Source organism: Bacillus sp. CZDM1 (assembly GCF_055502545.1).
Genome location: NZ_JBUESO010000004.1, coordinates 361,239 through 376,898 on the forward strand (window position 1 = coordinate 361,239; position 15,660 = coordinate 376,898).

Annotated in this window: 14 protein-coding genes; 3 read left to right on the forward strand and 11 right to left on the reverse strand. The window is 37.2% G+C overall.

Annotated elements, in window-relative coordinates; all coding sequences use genetic code 11:
* Positions 1–187: 187 nt before the first annotated feature.
* From ACY3XC_RS12025 to ACY3XC_RS12050, 6 genes are all read right to left on the reverse strand, one after another.
* A complete protein-coding gene (locus tag ACY3XC_RS12025; protein WP_464868741.1) occupies positions 188–3,325 on the reverse strand; it encodes an SbcC/MukB-like Walker B domain-containing protein in 3,138 nt (1,045 codons plus the stop codon).
* Positions 3,322–4,467 carry an exonuclease SbcCD subunit D gene (locus ACY3XC_RS12030; protein WP_464868742.1) on the reverse strand — a complete coding sequence of 382 codons (1,146 nt, stop codon included), beginning with the start codon at positions 4,465–4,467 and terminating at the stop codon, positions 3,322–3,324. The genes ACY3XC_RS12025 and ACY3XC_RS12030 overlap by 4 nt, the downstream gene beginning before the upstream one ends.
* Positions 4,468–4,637: 170 nt before the next feature.
* Complete coding sequence (locus tag ACY3XC_RS12035) at positions 4,638–4,838, reverse strand: cold-shock protein (protein ID WP_007083969.1); 201 nt, start codon at positions 4,836–4,838, stop codon at positions 4,638–4,640.
* A 250-nt stretch (positions 4,839–5,088) separates the two neighbouring features.
* The gene (locus tag ACY3XC_RS12040; protein WP_464868743.1) at positions 5,089–6,903 is read right to left on the reverse strand and encodes a TIGR04190 family B12-binding domain/radical SAM domain protein; all 1,815 of its coding nucleotides are present in this window, start codon (positions 6,901–6,903) and stop codon (positions 5,089–5,091) included.
* A gap of 146 nt (positions 6,904–7,049) precedes the next feature.
* A complete protein-coding gene (locus tag ACY3XC_RS12045; RefSeq protein WP_464868744.1) occupies positions 7,050–7,406 on the reverse strand; it encodes an ArsR/SmtB family transcription factor in 357 nt (118 codons plus the stop codon).
* Positions 7,407–7,420: 14 nt separating this feature from the next.
* Positions 7,421–9,169 carry a SulP family inorganic anion transporter gene (locus ACY3XC_RS12050; RefSeq protein WP_464868745.1) on the reverse strand — a complete coding sequence of 583 codons (1,749 nt, stop codon included), beginning with the start codon at positions 9,167–9,169 and terminating at the stop codon, positions 7,421–7,423.
* Positions 9,170–9,494: 325 nt separating this feature from the next.
* Between ACY3XC_RS12050 and ACY3XC_RS12055 the strand changes: the two genes are divergently transcribed.
* Positions 9,495–10,289, forward strand: a complete 795-nt coding sequence (locus ACY3XC_RS12055) for a TIGR00266 family protein (protein WP_464868870.1) — start codon at positions 9,495–9,497, stop codon at positions 10,287–10,289.
* 52 nt (positions 10,290–10,341) lie between these two features.
* On the opposite strand, the gene ACY3XC_RS12060 is transcribed toward ACY3XC_RS12055, so the two are convergent.
* The 5 genes from ACY3XC_RS12060 to ACY3XC_RS12080 all read right to left on the reverse strand — a co-directional run bounded on the left by ACY3XC_RS12060 (position 10,342) and on the right by ACY3XC_RS12080 (position 13,661).
* On the reverse strand, positions 10,342–10,833 hold the full coding sequence (locus tag ACY3XC_RS12060) for a DinB family protein (protein WP_464868746.1): 492 nt from the start codon (positions 10,831–10,833) through the stop codon (positions 10,342–10,344).
* Between the two features lie 59 nt (positions 10,834–10,892).
* The gene (locus ACY3XC_RS12065) at positions 10,893–12,353 is read right to left on the reverse strand and encodes a DUF4153 domain-containing protein (protein ID WP_464868747.1); all 1,461 of its coding nucleotides are present in this window, start codon (positions 12,351–12,353) and stop codon (positions 10,893–10,895) included.
* 70 nt (positions 12,354–12,423) lie between these two features.
* Entirely contained in the window at positions 12,424–13,062 is a 639-nt protein-coding gene (locus ACY3XC_RS12070) for an HAAS signaling domain-containing protein (protein WP_464868748.1), read from the reverse strand.
* On the reverse strand, positions 13,043–13,390 hold the full coding sequence (locus ACY3XC_RS12075; protein WP_095248688.1) for a PadR family transcriptional regulator: 348 nt from the start codon (positions 13,388–13,390) through the stop codon (positions 13,043–13,045). Before ACY3XC_RS12075 ends, ACY3XC_RS12070 begins: the two co-directional genes overlap by 20 nt.
* A 103-nt stretch (positions 13,391–13,493) precedes the next feature.
* Positions 13,494–13,661: a hypothetical protein gene (locus ACY3XC_RS12080; protein WP_464868749.1), complete on the reverse strand. Its 168-nt coding sequence runs from the start codon at positions 13,659–13,661 to the stop codon at positions 13,494–13,496.
* 500 nt (positions 13,662–14,161) lie between these two features.
* Between ACY3XC_RS12080 and asnA the strand changes: the two genes are divergently transcribed.
* Entirely contained in the window at positions 14,162–15,175 is a 1,014-nt protein-coding gene (gene asnA, locus ACY3XC_RS12085; protein WP_464868750.1) for an aspartate--ammonia ligase, read from the forward strand.
* Between the two features lie 82 nt (positions 15,176–15,257).
* Positions 15,258–15,596: a hypothetical protein gene (locus ACY3XC_RS12090; protein WP_464868751.1), complete on the forward strand. Its 339-nt coding sequence runs from the start codon at positions 15,258–15,260 to the stop codon at positions 15,594–15,596.
* Positions 15,597–15,660: the final 64 nt, after the last annotated feature.

Here is a 15,660-nt window from a genome sequence, read left to right on the forward strand (position 1 = left end):
CTTGTGCTAGACAACTCTCTTGACCGGCTCATCAAAATTTTCAAGAGAGAGTTTGCTTTCCAGTTACAATCGGCTTCCGGGTTCTCTCATCCCTAGCAGAAGCGCAATTTCCTTTCCCCAATTTCAAAGCTATCCAAGCATGTTGAAGCCAAAACAAAAACACACGAAAAATTCGTGTGTTTTTGTTTTAGTTTGTAAATATAAATTCCGTCCTGCTTCCGGTTTGCCCGGCTATAACCTCTAGTCTAATATCAATTCGTTCTTTAAGCTCTGGGACGTGCGAGATGATACCGACTAAGCGTCCACTGCTTTGGATATCCATTAGTGCTTCAATCGCTTGATCAAGTGATTCCGGATCCAGCGTTCCAAAGCCTTCATCAATAAACATCGTTTCTAATGAAACTCCGCCTGCATAGTTTTGGACGACATCTGCTAGTCCAAGAGCTAATGATAGAGAAGCTTTAAAGCTTTCCCCGCCTGATAAAGTCTTTACATGGCGCTCTTGACCAGTATATTGGTCAAAGACAAGCAGTTCTAAGCCACTTTGAACATTCCCTTTCGAACGGTCTGTTTTCCTTAGAAGTTCAAATCGTCCTGCCGTCATTTTCCTTAATCGAACATTTGCCTCCCGCAAAATATCATCTAAGAAAGACGCAAGTACATAGCGTTCAAACGTAATTCGATACGTATTTTGTCCTTTCGCAATTTCATGAAGATGGCCAATCAACTTATATCGTTCCTCCAACACCTTCATTTGTTCATTTATTCTTTCTACATTATTGTAAATTTCAACATTGTCTCTCTTTTTAACAAATAGATCCGTACGCTGATTGGTTAGCTCTTCAATTTTACGGGCTAAATTCTCTAATGAAGCTTTTAATCCATCAACATCTGGCGTCTTAATGTCTTGTAAAAGCTCAGTCAACTCTTTTAAGCGGTCTGAAACAGAGCGTAACTCTTCACGGTAACCGCGGATTTGGCCTTCAAGATTCCGGATATCAGCTTCATTTTTTTTAGCAGAATGGTATTCCCCATAATTAATAAACCCTTGTTCTGCAAGTCTATTAACAAAGAGTTCTTTCTCTGTTTTCAACTCATTCTCTTTGCTAGAGTGGTGCTTCACCGCGTCCTGTAATCTAGCTGTTTCAGCAGATTGTTTTTCTTTAACTGCTTGTAATCGCTGCTTCGCCTCTTCAAGCCTTTGCACTAACATTTCATGATGTTTTTTAGATGTTGATAGTGCTGTTTCATAGGCTTCTTCAGTACGAAGATTTTCTGGAATAACCTTCATCATCCTAGTTAAATTCGTTCTCATCTCCGTAAACTGTACAGTTACCTTTGTTACATGTGCAGCAAACTGCTGAATAGCACTTTGTAATTCTGTTTTTTCCGTACCACTCTTTTCTAGTTCATGATTAATTTGATCAAGTATTTTAATTTGAGCAGCAAGTGTTTTTTGTGATTCAAGTAGCTTATTTCTGTTAGAAATCACTTCTGTCTTCGTTAAATGTAAATCCGATTCCTTAAAATCAATCCGGTAAGTGTATATTTCTTTAAAAATCTCTTCACACTTTTCCCGTTGTGTTTTTTCAATAGATTGACTCGCAAAAAACTGAGATTCTGCTGCTGATTTTTCTTTTTCTAATAGAGCTGCCTGCTGCTTTGCAGCTTTCAGGTCCTCTTCATTTGGGATTAGAGCTTGATTCGATGACGCTGGTGATGGGTGATGCTCCGAACCACAAACTGGACATGCCTCACCACTAGTAAGTCGTGCTGACAGAAGGGACGCTTGGCCATGCAGCCATCGATTCTCCATATCTTCAACTAGTGCCTTTGCATCCAAATACCTAGCAGTTATTTTTTCGAACTTGCCGGATTTCACTTTATGATCTTGTACTGCTTTTTGATGACGTCCCAGGTTAAGTTCATATTTTTCTAGCTTATCAAGTTCTGCCTGCATTTTTTCAATCAGACGGTCATTTTCTAAATATTTTAGCTTACCCTTCTCAATGACTATCTTTTTGTCGTTTAGTACTTTGATTCGTTCTTCCAAGCATTTAAAGTTATTTTCTGCTTTTAGCTGCTTGTCCTTTGCACTCTTAAGAGAGGCTTCCACAATTGCAGAGTCCTTTACTAAAGCAGCAAAGGAATAAACATCGTCTTTCATATTAATTAATTGATTAATGGCTTCTAGTGCTTTTTGTCGTTCACCTTCACGCTCTTGCTCTGCTTGCCACAGTTGCTCGTATTGATTTGTAAGAACATCTAATTTTTCAATTTCGCCCTGTATAGATGTTACATTTCCATTCAGTTGGTCCAATTCACGCTTTAATCGATGGCATAGCTCTTCCTGCTGTGCCAATAATGCTGCTTTATGCGCAAGCTGTACCTGTTTTTCTTTTTCAGCAAAGATCTCAGCTTGTGATTCAAGTTTAAGTTTTTCCTCTTTTAACGCTTCTCTTGTCTGAATTTGCTTTAAGATCGTTTCGGCTTCAAATAACTTCCCTTTTAAGAAGTCTTGTTCCTGTTCCTTTTCTTTCAAGCTAATAACCAATTTTTCAATCAGGCTTTCCATACTACTGATTTCTTCCTGCAGTAATGGCATCATGATCAAATCGTTAACACTATCTGCTTCTAAATATCCTTTAAGCTCTTCGTTTGTTACCGCTTGAATACGTCGGAGGTTGTCATTTCTAGTTTGAACCTGCATTTCAACAGAATTCTTTAATTCTGTAGATTCTACTTTCAGCCTGTCTTCCACCATTTTATAAATTTGAGTATGGAACAACCGCTGTAAAATAACTTCTTTATCCTTACTGTCGGAGGTTAATAGCTTACGGAACTCACCTTGAGGAATCATTAAGATTTGGCGGAACTGGTTGCTGTCAATCAGCATAATTTCCTTAATCTTTTCCTCCACCTCATTGATCTTAGTGGCGATTAATTTCTTTTCACCTTTCTCATCCCAGCTGTATAATTCGGCCTTGGCAGGTAAAGTAGTAAATCCTTCACCCTTTTCCTTCTTTTTTGGCTGTTGAGGTAAGCGGGTAATCGAATATACTTTGTTACGGATTGCGAAGTCGAGTGAAACCTCTGTTACCAAATCAGCTCTTGCAAATTGGCTTCGTAATTCAGGTCCGTTACGGTCTTCCCCACTTGCTTTTCCATATATTGCATAACTAATTGCATCAAAAATTGTGGTCTTACCTGATCCGGTTTTACCAGAAATGACAAACATCGTGCGATTACCCAGCTGGGTGAAATCGATGGTTTCGACATCTGCATAAGGACCAAATGCCTGCATCGTTAGTTTTAATGGTCTCACTTTGCACCCTCCTCTCGTAAAACTTTTCCAATCACACCAGCCATAACTTCTTTTTTGTCAGCAGTAAACTCAGAGGTTGTCATTTCCGAATAAAATTGCTCAAACAAATCAAGCTCTGATTTCTTCTCATTTTGAGTAATGTTAAATGACTGCTTTTTCTTCAAATCTGTAATATCTATTTTCCGTTCAAGATGGAGTACGTTTGGATATACTTGACGTAATTTATTGATTGGATCAAGCAGTGCACCTTCGTCTAGCAAAGTGATTTTCAGATAATCATGTAATTTTTGTTTTTCATAAAAATAAGGATCTAGTAACTCCTCAAGATGCCCTTCAAGTTCACGCATGTCATGTGTCGGACTCAAGGACCTATAGCGATGAGAAAAAATTCCTTTCTCGTCCATTTCGATAATAGAAATCGATTTATTTTGCTTCGCTTCTGAAAAGGAATATTTTAAAAGGGAGCCGGAATATTTTACCTTATCATGTTTAATGGCATCCGGACTGTGGAGATGACCCAGTGCCGTATAAGAAAATGGTTCAAATAGTTCTGCACCTACACAACCAGATCCCCCAACGGATAAAACCCGTTCTGAGTCTGAAGTCTGCCCTCCCAAGACAAAGGCATGTCCTACCAACACATTAGGCTCGTTGGGATTCAAGTTTTCCTCCATCCTGCCAATCAATGCTTTCATAGCATCTTGATGGGAATGAATCGAATCATCTGCAAGAAGTTGACGTACCACTCCAGGTTCTGCATAAGGTACCAAATAGAAATTGACCCCGTTAACCTGTACGGGCTTAAAGCTATCTGAGAGCTTACCAGATAAGTAGAATTGGCTATGCTTATACCACGAGCTTCCAAATGAAAGACGTTCAGCACTATCATGGTTTCCCGCAATCGCAACTACAGGAGTTTTTAGCTCAACATTGATTTTAAAGAGGATTTCATCTAATAATTCAACTGCATCTGTTGGTGGAACAGAACGATCATACAAATCACCGGCAATCACGACCGCATCCGGCTTTTCTTCCGCCACAATTTCTATAAATTGATTTAGCGCTTCACGCTGATTATCCGTCATATAGACACCGTGCACTAACTTACCTAAATGCCAGTCGGCAGTATGGATAAATTTCATTTTAGTCACCCCATCCTTTTCATCTCATAAATACTATTATAGCAAAATACCAACTTATATGAGGATGGAAAACGAAGCAATTACAGGTAATAATGGATGAAGATTATGTCATAAATGCAAAAAACAGCCCGACACATTGGCCGGGCTGTTAAATCATTGTTTTCATAGAATTATTTTTTAGTAACGTTAGCAGCTTGTGGTCCACGAGCACCTTCAACAACTTCGAAAGATACTTCTTGACCTTCTTCTAAAGTTTTGAAACCTTCAGTTTGGATAGCCGAATAGTGAACAAATACGTCGTTTCCATCTTCAGCTTCGATAAATCCGAAACCTTTTTCAGAGTTGAACCATTTTACTTTACCGTTTTTCATGTAAAAAAATCCTCCTATTGGCTTAGATTAAGCCATGTGTAAAATTCACCAAATTACAACGTGATAGCTTTACTTCCACTTTCTTATCCAAACTTCAGTTAAAACTTGAACAAGCATTGTAACATAAATCTAATCTCGTGCAACGGCTGACTAAAATTTAACATTTTTCAGCTGTATAGTCAATAAAATACAATAGACAAAAGCCTACAAAATTCGCGGTTTGCCAGGCTTTTGAGCTGTTTGTATCGCATTACTTTTCGTGTTCATTACCGCTTGGATTTGTGACCATAACTTGATTCCTGTCAATCTTGCCGAATTTACATTTTAGATCCTTTACGACATCTTTGATGAGTAATTCTAAACCAATATAGGTTAGTGAAGGGAAGTTAGCAAATAGCTTTTTGACTTCCCATTTCAGCTCATTCTCACCGCAAATACTGTGTCGATTAATTTGATCCACTTCTTTTTTTATTACGGAAAGCTCTTTTTGTTTTTCCTCCTCTGGCAGGAACTCAAGTGCATCAAGTCTGGCAAGGAACTCGACTGACTTTTCTATTTTCAGCCTAACCTCATCATGAACCTCTTTGGCAATAATATGGTTCTTGTATTTAAATTGATTAAGCTTCAATGCTGAGTCATACGTCGCTTTTACAATTTCCTCTCTTGTCATGCTGTTGGTTTCGTAGCTAAGCATATTTTTCCAGGATGGTTGTTTCATAGCTTCACGGAAGTCTTCTAGTTTGTTACAGAATTTTTTATAGCCATATTTCTCTGGATTTTCAAACGCCGGGCTGCCTGGATCAAGGAATGGAGAAAGTGGTGCTACAAAGTACGAAATATTCGAGGCCTCACCACATTCTTTGTGAATATTTTCACAAAAATCTACATTTCTCATCGCACTATCATACGTTTGATTAGGAATTCCCGTCATGAAAAACAAATCAATTTTAGCACAGCCTTGTTTTAATGCAAATTGGAGCATTTCAATTACTCTAGCATTTGTACATGGCAGCTTTCCATTATATTTGCGGATATCTTCATCTGCAGATTCAAGGGTTAGCTCGATACTGTACTTAGGCATTGCTTTATTTAATCTTTCAAAAAATTTCTCATCTGCATAATTAAACAATTCGAAGACAATTTCGTTCTTTATCTTCATTTTTGCTAAGCCGTCTAGGAACTCATCAACGTACTCCTTGCCACCTTGCCTTATATCATTCAAAAGAAAAATTGGGGCTCGTGTGAATCTTTGAATTAAAGCAATATCTTCAAGCATTTTTTGTGGGGAGCGCATGACTAATTTCTTCCGATTACAGTTTAACTCATAGGCATCTTTAGACCCACCGCAGATTAAACAGTTATAATTACATCCTTTAGAAGTTAATATAGCGGTATTTGGATATTGCAGCCATCCTTTGTATGGCAATGGGTCTAATAAATTTAAATATTTAAAGACGGAGCCTATGACATAGCGATAACCTGGCAAATTATACTCATCGAGACTATCTGGTACATAAGTAATCTCGTTATAAAAATATTGATTATTTCGCTTCCAGGTTAGATTAGGAATATCTGTAAATCCCGATACATCCTTCTTCTCCAACTTATTTAGCAGCATAAGTATTAACTTTTCAGTGGTGTCACCGCGGACAACGAAATCAATACAAGGATACTCAATTAATTCTTTGTGAAAATATGTGCTGGATAGCCCGCCAAACATTACAGGAGTCTCCGGATGGAATTTCTTAACGATTTTGGCTAACTCCACACTGCCATGTGCATGCGGCAGCCAATGTAGGTCTATCCCAAATGCCTTTGCTTTAATATTCTTAATTTTTTTCTCAACATCGAAATTGGGGTTTAAAAGCATTCGATTGGCGATATTGACAATCTTCACTTTTAATCCATATCGTTCAAGGTAATCCCCGATACTAGTTAAGCCAACCGGGTACATTTCAAAAACGGGAGATGACGGAACCACATCGCTGATTGGACCGGTAAATAGCATTTTTTTTCTGAAATCATAGACTGTAGGCGGATGCAGCAGTACCAAGTCGTAAATCATTTGATCACTTCCTAAATTCCATTATTTGTTTACACCTCTATAGTAATATAGAAATCAAGGAAAAAGATGGTACAAATATTACAATTAATTGATAATTATAAAAGCAAGGTATTCCTAGGGTTAAACATAAAAATAGCCGAAGAATCTTATTTCTTCGGCATCGCAACTACTTCTTCATCTTCGTCTCTGAATTTATCTAATATCGTAATGGTATCCACAAGATGATTATTAAAAATTTGTCGAGCAACGGCAAGCAGTTCAACAATCATTGGATCTTTTAAAGTATAAATGACTTTATTCCCTTCCTTTGTTCCCGAGACAATATTCTTCGCTCTTAAAATTGTTAACTGCTGTGAAACGGCAGATCCTTCACTGCCAACAAGGGTTTGAATTTCATTTACATTTTTATCCCCTTCAGCTAGCAGCTCCAGTATGCGGATTCTCAATGGATGTGCGAGAGCTTTAAAAAATTCCGCCTTAAATTGCTGCATTTCTAGATTCAATTCATTCACGTCCTTTAGTAAGTAGCTGTGAGCTTCTGGTTACTGCTTTCCATTACTTCTGAAGCAGAAAGCTTCTTACATTCTTTAAATGCAAAGTGTTTACAGCCAAGACATTTATTGCGATCCAGTTCAGATAACGCAAACTGAATGGCGTCACCTGTGTGTTCAAAGAAATTCTCTTGACCAATCACATCATATAAGCCCGTACTTCTCAAAACATTTTTGGGCTGTTCGCTTATTCCCGATATAATCACTATACCATTTTTTGAAAAATGGGACACAATACTAGCCAAATTGGCTTCACCCGTAGTATCCATAAAAGGAACCCTGCTCATCCGTAATAAGAGAATCTTAGGTCGATAGTTTATCGTGGTCATAATCGATGTTTCAAAGGTTTGGGCAGCTCCAAAGAATAATGGACCCTCTACATTATAAATACTTACTTGAGGGCAATCATGTGTATCAGATACGATTTGAGTCTCGACCTTTGCATGTTTATGCTGAAGGTTTGGCAGAGCCTTTGCAGTCGTCATCAGATTGCTCATTCTCATGGTAAATAGAACCGCAGCCATCACTAAACCGACTTCAACTGCAGTTGTCAAATTAACAAAAACTGTTAGTAAAAAGGTAACAACTAAGACCAGCGAATCAGTGGATTTTGTTTTTAATATATAGGCAAATACTTTGCGTTCGCTCATATTCCATGCAACAACCATTAGGATCGGCGCCATGCTTGCGAGCGGTATATAGGATGCAAATGGAGCGAAAAACATTAGTACGAGCAATACTACTATTCCATGAATGATCCCAGATAATGGTGATACTGCCCCGTTTTTTATATTGGTAGCCGTTCTGGCAATGGCCCCTGTTGCCGGTATTCCTCCAAAAAGCGGAGTTACCATATTGGCAATCCCTTGACCTATGAGTTCCTTGTTGCTGTTATGTTTACTATTTGTCATGCCATCGGCAACAACTGCTGAAAGCAGTGATTCAATCCCGCCAAGCATCGCAATGATAAACGCTGGTTTTAATAGAGTAATAATCATCTCGAAGCTCAAATCAGGCATCTGAAGCTTTGGCAATGAACTTGGAATTTGTCCATAAGCACTGCCGATTGTTGCTACCTGCCCTGGATAAAGCAAGGTTGCAATCACAGTTGAAACAACTAATCCAATTAGTGGACCTGGGACCTTAGGGGCAATCTTGGGCGTAAATATAATGGTTGCTAAACATATGGCCGCTGTAAGGATGCTCAAAAGGTTAATCGTATCAATGTGAATGAATAGTTCATTTAAATTTTTGATAAATTCTTCGTGTTTCTTAATCCCCGTCAACCCTAGGAAACTAGCAATTTGTCCGGTGAAAATGGTGATCGCAATCCCTGTGGTGAAACCAATTGTTACGGGTCTGGGAATGAACTTTATTAAAGATCCCAGTTTGAAGATTCCCATTAACAGCAGCATGATTCCGGCTAAAAAGCCTGCAATTAACAAGTTTTCGTATCCGTACGTCATAACAATTCCAAATAATATTGGAATAAACGCACCGGTTGGACCGCCGATTTGGTACTTCGAGCCTCCAAAAAGGGAAATGAGGATTCCGGCAACAATTGTTGTGTAGATTCCATATTCCGGCTTCACTCCTGAAGCAATTGCGAAGGCCATTCCAAGAGGTATGGCAATTACACCGACAATGAGTCCTGATAGGACATCTTTTGGCACATTACTTAAGGAATATTGATGGAATCTTTTGTCACTAAACATATGAACCCTTCTTATCTTTTGAATTTGTATATCTGATTATTTGAATATAGAGGAATTCGAAATAATAATCAAGACATTTGTTTTAAAAATATTTCCAGTTGTATTTTTCCGTATCTCTGTGGTATATTTATTTAGCGATGAGCTGAGTTGTGTAAGTCGAGAAACATTCCTTATGGAGCGCACTATGTGGAGTGTGGTTTTTCGCCTCAATACGCAAAGACGCCTGCTAAATGCAGGCGTCTTTTTTATGTTTAAAATTAGCACTTTCCCCCTAAATCTTATAAAATGGAATTATAAGGGATTTTTTATTTGAGGAGGGAAAATGATGAATAATCATGAAATCGATTATAAGATTTATGGCGATGATATGCAGTTTGTTGAGGTTGAGCTTGATCCACAGGAAACAGTTATCGCCGAAGCAGGAAGCTTTATGATGATGGAAGATGACATACATATGGAGACGATTTTTGGAGATGGGTCTGGCAGCACTGGCGGCAGCGGACTAATGGGTAAACTATTTAGCGCAGGGAAACGGGTCATTACTGGGGAAAGCTTGTTCATGACCGCCTTTACTAACCAGGGTCATGGCAAAAAACACGTTTCCTTTGCCTCTCCATACCCAGGTAAAATTATCCCAATGGATTTAAGTGAGTTGGGTGGAAAAATTATCTGTCAAAAGGATGCCTTTCTCGCAGCTGCTAAAGGTGTTTCGGTTGGGATAGAATTCCAGCGGAAAATTGGTGCTGGGTTCTTTGGCGGTGAGGGCTTTATTATGCAAAAGCTTGAAGGTGATGGTCTTGCATTTGTTCACGCTGGTGGAACGATTACCAAAAAGGAACTCCTCCCTGGTCAGACATTACGAGTAGACACCGGATGCTTGGTGGCTATGACGAGTGGCGTCGATTATAATATAGAAATGGTTAAAGGAGTTAAAACAGCCCTTTTCGGCGGCGAAGGCTTATTTTTTGCGACTCTACGCGGGCCTGGTTCGGTTTGGATTCAGTCACTGCCATTTAGCCGACTCGCCAGCCGCGTCTTCGCAGCTGCACCACATCGTGGTGGTGATAAGGGAGAAGGCAGCATCGCAAAAGGTATCTTTGATATGTTTGGCGGGGATTAACAGTAAAATCTAAATTAAAAATCTTAAAACCGGGCTTAGCCCGGTTTTTCAGTTAGCTTAACCCCTGTTCAGGATCCCATGAACCTTGCATTTTACGGATTGTAACCATTTGTCCAATATGATAAGCGTTATGGAGGGTAATACTCGATAATGATTCTAACCATGTTTCTTTCGATTCTTCACTAATATATTGATCAAACTTCTCATTTTCACTATTTTCAATGCTTTCATACCAGTTAATCATCACCACATTATATCTTTCCACGACCTCCTGCCATTCCAAATCTTTTAAAAAGGTAAAAGTAGTATCATTATTTCCTTCCATCCTCGGAATAGCAATACCATTAAACCGGTTTAAAAAACGTTGATTCCAAAAAACCAAATGACTAATAATTTCCCAAATAGAATTCTCAGAATCTGTCTTTTTCCAGTTGGCTTGCTCCTTAGTTAAACCAGCGACTGCTTTTTCAAAAGAAATAAACCAATGACTCTTTTTTTGACAACAAAGAAATTGTTCAAGTAAAACATCTTTTCCGTTCATCATCCAATTCTCCCCTAGATAAATGTTATCCTTATATTTTCGACCCAATCCTTTGATTACCTTTATTCTAAATCAATTTTTCTTAAATCTTCATTTGCTTTAACTCTATTAAGGTTATAGGATTGCCATGGAATATTGTTCAGATATGTTTCATTTTTTCTTTCTAGTAAGATATTTTTCAAGCCCGGAAGCTGAGGGTTTTCTTCATATAACTCAATTAACCCTAGAATACCTGTGTAAGATAAGCTATTTAGATAATGCAAATCAACTTTCCCACTTTGTTCATATCTTTCAATATTCTTTGTCACGATTATTTGCTCAACATTTATTACGTTCATCACGGTGTAATAGAGTAAGGCGCTTATAAAATAAAAGTGGAATAAGGAAAGTTTTTCAATCCAGATCTTTATTAAGGTATACATGAAAATGACAACAAGGAAAATCATAAACGAGTGCGCCATCACTCTTATGAAAGTAAACCCATATGCATCCTCGTACATGCTTAAGCGCATGAAAGCTGAACTTAATAACACTGCACTTGAAAGGACAAGAGTGGTTAGCAGCAATTGGATAAATCGTTTTATGAAACCAATCGTACTATTAACAAAAGTTAATACAAGAACGGTAATCGATAGATTGATCAGTGTAACAAATAATAGTTCAAAAAAGCCTTTTCTTGCATATTCAGCATAGGTGAAATCACCTTGCAGCGACCCGCTAAAGAAGTATTTAAATTGGACAATGGTAAAGAGGACATATACCGCATTTATTAACACTAAGACAGTAATGGTAATGATACCATCCATTTTAAAGGTTAGTTGATTGCCATTTTGATTCATTACATTTATTTGTTTCTTCATCAGAACCTGCATGAGACCAAAGATAGCAAAAGCATAAAACAAAACTACGACGATACGAAAAACTACTTCAGCGTCAATTAACTGAAACCACTGTGGAATTCCCCCTACCATCTTTTCAAATTGAGTATCTGCTGACATAAGCAGCAATAAGACAACCATTAAAACGGGAATGGAAATCAATATTCCAATGGAAACCTTTTTCCACACTTGAAACTTACTTTCGTCAACCCCCTGTTTAAAAACCTTTCCCAAAAGTGATGCAAATACGAAATTATACTTAATTGCACCGCCTAATTTCGAAAATAAGTAGGTAACAAAGGCAGGTTTATTCCAACGAATGCTTTTTTGACTTGTTACTATTACAAGATGAAAAAAAACAAGCACAGGAATCACGATAATATTCAAAGCATAAAAATACATATTATCATTAATAAAATAACTAGCTGCTAACAGCCAGATACAAATAAGTACAAGATATCCAAATCGCTGGTGAGAGAAGGAGAAACCTCGATAGCGGAAAAAAAACAAACCGTAAAAGGCAACAATAAAGACTAAATAGGATATCCCTATTTCAGTGCGAAAAAAAGCTTCCTCCGCCACAATTCCTAACACCAAACATAACAATAAAAATATCCAATCAGATTTGCCTATTTTCAATTCCATAAATATCCCTCTTTCACGTAGAAATTCTATATACATAGTTTTTCTAGGTATATAGGTAAAAAAAAGCTGCTTATATCGATGCCTTCCTCCCCCATCGATATCCAAGCCAACTAATTGGATATAAGATGATGGTCAAAATGATACAAGCAATAATAAATGATTTTGTTAATAACGGTTCAAACCATGAATGCGGAATAATTTCAAATACCGTTAAGACCATTAACAACAGATTTGGAATGAGTGAAAGTAAAAAAGTCTTTTTCAAAAGGGTCCTTCCTCCATGTCCAAAGCCTTTCCCGATTTCATAGCCGAGCAACGCCCAAAAAAACATATAAATAATAGCAATTATGGTAGGAATAGCGGTTAAATGACTCCATATAACCGAAAGCCAATCCCATTGATATACATTATGGAAAAGCGTTAATAAGCTTCCTCCACCAAAAAAAAGAACATTCATTAGAATAAATAGCCATTTCATATTACTAGGTGTTACAGAAAGTTCCTCTTTCCACAAGGCTGCGATTTCCTCAGGACTCCCCAATCTGGAAATAATTCGTTCCATCACCTCAAACTCATTCTTACAATCACAGGCTTCAATCAGAATTTCATCGATATGAGTTTCATATTCCATTAGGATACTTTGCTTATCTTGATGGTTTACAAGGCCCTTTTCCAGTTCTGCTAAAAACTTATTCTTCGGCCGTTCCATGCTTTGATCTCCCTATTACCTTGTTCATCACCTTTACAAAATCCTGCCATTCACGGGTTTTTTCATTTAAAACTTCTTTTCCTGCATCCGTAATTTGGTAATATTTACGTGCTGGGCCCTTCTCCTGCTCCTGCCAATAGCACTCTATATACTCTTGTTTTTCAAGCTTGTGCAAGGCTGGATATAATGTCCCCTCTTTAACACTTAAGCCATTATCACTTCGCTGCTCTAATTCTTTGACCAATTCATATCCATACATATCTCTTTCATTTAACAATTGAAGCAAAATTAATGAAGTACTTCCCTTTACCAACTCACGATTAAACATATCTTCACCTACCTAGAATTATTAGGTACATAGAAATTCTACACCATGAAGGATTATTTGTAAAATAAAAAAGTGACGATTTTTACCATCGCCACAAAAATGTTTATTTCTTTTTATTTTTCTGGAGCTGGATAAATTGATCACGTTCCCCGCCATCAGATAACTCCTCAGAAAACTCATGATTCTTTTTTAGATCAAATAGTTCATTTGGTTTAATCATCCTTGGAGGAATATTATTATTTGGCGCTGCTTGTTCGTTCCAATCACTCATAGTATCACCTCTACTGTTAGTTTGGGAATCATGATAAAAAACATACACAAATCGTTATCTGCATAAATATTCCATTTTTTCATCATACTAAGTAAAAAACAATGGGGTGTAGAACATGGGTTTAATTAACTCCTTTAACCAATGGAGAGAAACTAGATATCAAAATCATGTATCTCATATGAGGACTCAAGACAAATGTCCTGATTGCTACGGGAGAGGCTTTACAGTTTATCCCTATAATGAATTTGCTTATTATAACTCAGTGGAATGCCCTGGTTGTCAAGGCAGCGGAGTTTACTCCGATTGGGATCAACTGAGGTAATGAAAAAAATCTCTTCAGCCGAGTCAAATCGATGAAGAGATTTTTTTTATTGTTTGGTCTAAACCTATGGAAAGGAAATCATAATTTTGCTATAATTTCAGAATATTCTTTTGGAATACATCTGATTGCATATAAAAACACTTTTTTAATATAATTTTAAATGGAGGTTTTTGATTTAATGGAAAATTCACTTTCTACTCAACAGCTTTATGCTTCAAAATTAGATCTTTTACAAACAGAAGTGGCAATTAAAAAAACAAAGGATTTCTTTGAAAGCTCCTTAGCTGAGAGTTTAAATTTAACCCGAGTTTCCGCTCCTATCCTCTTAAGATCTGGAAAGGGTTTAAATGATGACTTAAACGGTGTCGAAAGAATGGTTTCCTTTGAGGCATTGGATATTAAAAATGCAAATATCGAAATCGTTCAATCGTTAGCAAAATGGAAAAGGATGGCTTTGGCAAGGTATGACTTTTCCCTTGGTGCAGGATTATACACCGATATGAATGCGATTAGAAGAGATGAAGTTTTAGATCACTTGCATTCCATCTATGTAGACCAGTGGGATTGGGAGAAAATTATTACAAAAGAAGAGCGTAATTTAGGGACTTTAAAATCTGAAGTTCAAAAAATATTTCAAGTATTTAAAAAAACTGAAAATTATTTACACGAGCATTATCCAGTACTTGAACCTATACTGCCTGAGGAGATTCATTTTATTACCACGCAGGAACTTGAAACAATGTATCCAGAACTTTCATCGAAAGAACGAGAAGACAGGATTGCAAAAGAATATGGTGCGGTGTTCATTATGCAAATTGGAGGTCAGTTATTATCAGGGGAAAAACATGATGGACGATCACCAGATTATGACGATTGGACATTAAATGGTGATATTATTTTCTGGTATCCCCTTCTAGAACAATCCATTGAAGTTTCTTCTATGGGCATTCGTGTAGATGAAGAGGCACTAAAAAAGCAGTTAAAGATTTCAAATTCTGAGGATAGAATGTCCTTAGAATATCATCAAGCCATTCTTAACCAGGAACTGCCTTATACGATTGGTGGAGGAATTGGACAATCAAGGATATGTATGCTTTTTCTACAAAAAGTTCACATAGGTGAGGTTCAGGTTTCGGTCTGGAATGATGAGATCCTTGAAAACTGTAGAAAAGCAAACATCACACTATTGTAATTTTAAGTACTTAGAATAATTATCAGACTTCCTGGAGATTTATAAAGATATGTATGCTTGTAAATTCTCTGGGGGTGCTTTAATGTCTGTATTTGTTTATCAGACGTTTATTATTAAACAAGATAAATTTAAAGAAGCGATAGACAATTTACGTGAGATTAAAAAATTTAGAAATGACAATTATAACCACCATGTTGAAATCCTTACACCTATATCTGGTGAAGATCATACCTTTGCACTGCTTTCTACATACGATGGATTGGGAGAAATGGAATTAGAAAACAAAAGAATGTTTGATGATGAGGAATATATAGAACTCATTGGTCCTTTTTTTCTTGAAAACATTAAAGAAGGAAGTATGTATACCCAAATCTATAGAGGTTTAAGTGATAAAAAGAATGATAAAAAGAGTGAAAAATAACGTAAAGAACCGCACAGTTGGAAATCATGTGCGGATCTTTTTATGTTTTTCACCAATCATTCGT

Excerpts from the sequence above, each read along its gene's own strand:
- ACY3XC_RS12030 (WP_464868742.1), bottom strand. The coding sequence starts at position 4,467 with ATGAAATTTATCCATACTGCCGACTGGCATTTAGGTAAGTTAGTGCAC.
- ACY3XC_RS12035 (WP_007083969.1), bottom strand. The coding sequence starts at position 4,838 with ATGAAAAACGGTAAAGTAAAATGGTTCAACTCTGAAAAAGGTTTCGGA.
- ACY3XC_RS12040 (WP_464868743.1), bottom strand. The coding sequence starts at position 6,903 with ATGATTTACGACTTGGTACTGCTGCATCCGCCTACAGTCTATGATTTC.
- ACY3XC_RS12050 (WP_464868745.1), bottom strand. The coding sequence starts at position 9,169 with ATGTTTAGTGACAAAAGATTCCATCAATATTCCTTAAGTAATGTGCCA.
- ACY3XC_RS12055 (WP_464868870.1), top strand. The coding sequence starts at position 9,495 with ATGAATAATCATGAAATCGATTATAAGATTTATGGCGATGATATGCAG.
- ACY3XC_RS12060 (WP_464868746.1), bottom strand. The coding sequence starts at position 10,833 with ATGATGAACGGAAAAGATGTTTTACTTGAACAATTTCTTTGTTGTCAA.
- ACY3XC_RS12065 (WP_464868747.1), bottom strand. The coding sequence starts at position 12,353 with ATGGAATTGAAAATAGGCAAATCTGATTGGATATTTTTATTGTTATGT.
- ACY3XC_RS12070 (WP_464868748.1), bottom strand. The coding sequence starts at position 13,062 with ATGGAACGGCCGAAGAATAAGTTTTTAGCAGAACTGGAAAAGGGCCTT.
- ACY3XC_RS12075 (WP_095248688.1), bottom strand. The coding sequence starts at position 13,390 with ATGTTTAATCGTGAGTTGGTAAAGGGAAGTACTTCATTAATTTTGCTT.
- ACY3XC_RS12080 (WP_464868749.1), bottom strand. The coding sequence starts at position 13,661 with ATGAGTGATTGGAACGAACAAGCAGCGCCAAATAATAATATTCCTCCA.
- asnA (WP_464868750.1), top strand. The coding sequence starts at position 14,162 with ATGGAAAATTCACTTTCTACTCAACAGCTTTATGCTTCAAAATTAGAT.
- ACY3XC_RS12090 (WP_464868751.1), top strand. The coding sequence starts at position 15,258 with ATGTCTGTATTTGTTTATCAGACGTTTATTATTAAACAAGATAAATTT.